Below are 2,561 nucleotides of genomic sequence, written 5' to 3'. Positions count from 1 at the left end.
CCGACGGCGATGTCGTGCTGGCGGGGAACAACGAGGAACTCTTCTCCACGACGATCAACAACACGAACAACAACGGCGGGCCTGCGCTCAGGCTGCGCTCGAACGAATACAGCACGGTGGGGACGCTGTACGCGATCAACGAGAACGGCGGCTACACCATCACCGCCTACGCCGACGGCCCCCTGGCCGCCGTTCTGGGCTCGAATTCCGGCGGGGGACATGCTGTCGACGGCTGGGGCTGGGAGGGCACGGGTGTCCGCGGCTGGTCACGGACGTCCGGGAACCAGACTGGCGTGTACGGGATCAGTGGTGAGAGCTCGGCACCCGCACCCATGGTCAGGACCGGCGTCCTGGGCTACGCCAACCAGGCTGCCGACGCGCGCGGTGTGTGGGGCAGGACGGTCCAGGGCGTGGGGGTCGAGGGCGACAGCGAATCGAACTATGGAGTTATAGGAAAGAGTACGACCGGGATTGGCGTCGCCGGCCGGGGTGGGGATGCACAGCCGAGCGTCTACGGCGTGAACGCCCACGCGAGCGGCTACGGGGTCCGCGGCAAGAACGAGGCGAGCGGCACGAACGGCTACCTGGGCGGCACGTATGGTGTGCTGGGGATCGCGACAGGCAGCCGCGGCGTGTCCGGCCACGCGACGGGTGGCATTGGCGTCCGGGGCTTCGCGACCACGGGCAAGGCCGGGTCGTTCGTGACGAACTCGGGGATCGCGCTCCATGCGAGCGGGCCGGTCCAGCTCGAAACGTCGTCCGGGAGCGCCGTGATCGCGGCCGGCACGAGGTCGAAGACGGTGACACCGGGCTTCGACCTGACGACTAACTCGAAGATCCTGGTGACGCTCATGGGCAACCCGGGCGGGACAACCGTGGTCCAGCGGGTGGCCGTCAACGCCACCGCCAACACCTTCACGGTCTACCTCAACGCGAACGCGGCGAACAACACGAAGTTCGCTTGGCTCGTCCTCGTCTGAGCCGGGCGGGCTGACGGCGTCCGTGCCTCGTCCTGGTCCGAGCCGGGCGGGCTGACGGCATCCGTGGACGGCCGGCTTCTAGTCCTCGCTACGGTGTACGTGTACACCGTGAGCCCGCGGAGGGTGACACGTGGACGTAGGCGGAGAAGTTCAGATCGACCCTCAGGCGGAGGGAACCCCAGGACGACCTAGCCCCCGACGCCCTCGCCGCTGACGGCCAGCGGATCCCGGTCAGCTGATCACGAACCAGCAGAAGCGGGTGTCGACAGTGGCCGGACCGGTCAGGAATACGGTGAAGATGTCGGTCGTGCCGTTGATCAGGACCCGGTGCAGGGTGATGCCCGCACCGGGGTTGCCGTTGAGGGTGATGAGCACCTTGCTCTGGGGGCCCAGGTCAACTCCCGGCGTGATCTGCTTCTGGGCGAAGCCGGAGGGGATCGTGCCCACTCCAGAAGTGCTGAACGTGACCGGGCCGCTGGCCTGCAGCGCACGCCCGGTCCCGGTTGCCACCGCCTTCAGAGCCACCCCATCGGCGGTCTCGCCGTCCAGGGCGGTGCCGGTCGGACTCCGGCCCATGACGCCGACCGAGGCCGCCCCTTGGTCGGCCTGCCCGTAGACCCCCGTGGCGACCGGGGGGTCCTGGCCGACCGAGCCGCTGTAGCCGGCAACGCCGGTGCCGCTCGCGGCCTCGCCGAGGATCCCAGCCTTGCCGCTGAAGCCCGTCTCCCCGAACACACCGATCCCGAACTGACCGCGCCCGCGGACCCCGACCCCGGCGGCCCCGCTGGACCCAATGACGCCATCGCCGAACTGGCTCTGTCCGACCACGCCGGTCCCGGTACCGCCGGCGGTCCCCTGCACGGCAACCGCATCCGGGGCGTTCGTCTCGGCATCGACGGCAATGGCGACGCCGGTGGTCGCGGACGCGACGGCACGGATCGCGTGGCCCGACGTGCTGCTGGTCGTGGCGAAGACCCCGTAGGCGTTGCCGGTGGTGGCGCTATTGGAGGCGCGCACGGCGGTAGCGTTCCCCTGGCTGGTCGTGCCCACGACCGCGAAGCCGCTCGTGCCGGAAATCCGACCCTCGACGCCCCTGGCAGCGCCCTGGCCTAGGAAGCCGGTCCCGCCGGCGGCGCTGTTGATGATGGCGGTGCGCGTCGTGGCCGTGTTCGTGGTGCCCAGCACGACGTCGGCGGCAGCTACCGGCAGCGGCCGGGTGAGCGCCTGGACGACGAGTGCTGCGAGCGCCCCCAGGCCGCCGCCGAGCAGGGCGCGTCGTGACTGAAGGCCGTCGGAGAATGCGAGCATCGGACCCCTCCTCGTGCGCCCGGGCCGGGGCGCCTGCCGCTCCGGGGTCAGCCGCGCTTCACGACCCTCGCTCGACCCTTTGGCTGCCATTCTGCGACAACCGGCTGGCTTCGTACCGCCGCGCCACGGGTATTCGGCGGGTTGGCCGCGGCCGAGGTGGCCGCAGACGGCCGGGCGGAAAGGCGAGTGGCAATCCGTGCCACCTACAGATGAGGCGCGTCTTGGGCACGAACTGACACAAATCCCCGTCCGGCGCTCCCAGACGCGTCCCAG

At 70.2% G+C, this 2,561-nt stretch carries 2 protein-coding genes; one reads left to right on the top strand and one right to left on the bottom strand.

The window, feature by feature from the left end; all coding sequences use genetic code 11:
* Nucleotides 1–980, top strand: a 980-nt coding sequence (locus VGR06_RS00655) for a hypothetical protein (RefSeq protein ID WP_327556926.1), incomplete at its 5' end; no start/stop codon positions are given.
* A 231-nt stretch (nucleotides 981–1,211) separates the two neighbouring features.
* Here the strand turns inward: VGR06_RS00655 and VGR06_RS00650 are convergent.
* Nucleotides 1,212–2,288 (bottom strand): hypothetical protein, encoded by a 1,077-nt coding sequence (locus VGR06_RS00650; protein ID WP_327556925.1) that lies wholly within the window; start codon nucleotides 2,286–2,288, stop codon nucleotides 1,212–1,214.
* Nucleotides 2,289–2,561 lie beyond the last annotated feature (273 nt).

Source organism: Actinophytocola sp., assembly GCF_036002505.1.
GTDB lineage: Bacteria > Actinomycetota > Actinomycetes > Mycobacteriales > Pseudonocardiaceae > DASYTH01.
Note: the sequence above shows the minus strand (reverse complement) of the source record. Positions and strands in the feature narration are given on the sequence as shown.

Bases quoted from the DNA above. Each gene is read 5' to 3' on its own strand.
- VGR06_RS00650 (WP_327556925.1), bottom strand. From the start codon at position 2,288: ATGCTCGCATTCTCCGACGGCCTTCAGTCACGACGCGCCCTGCTCGGC.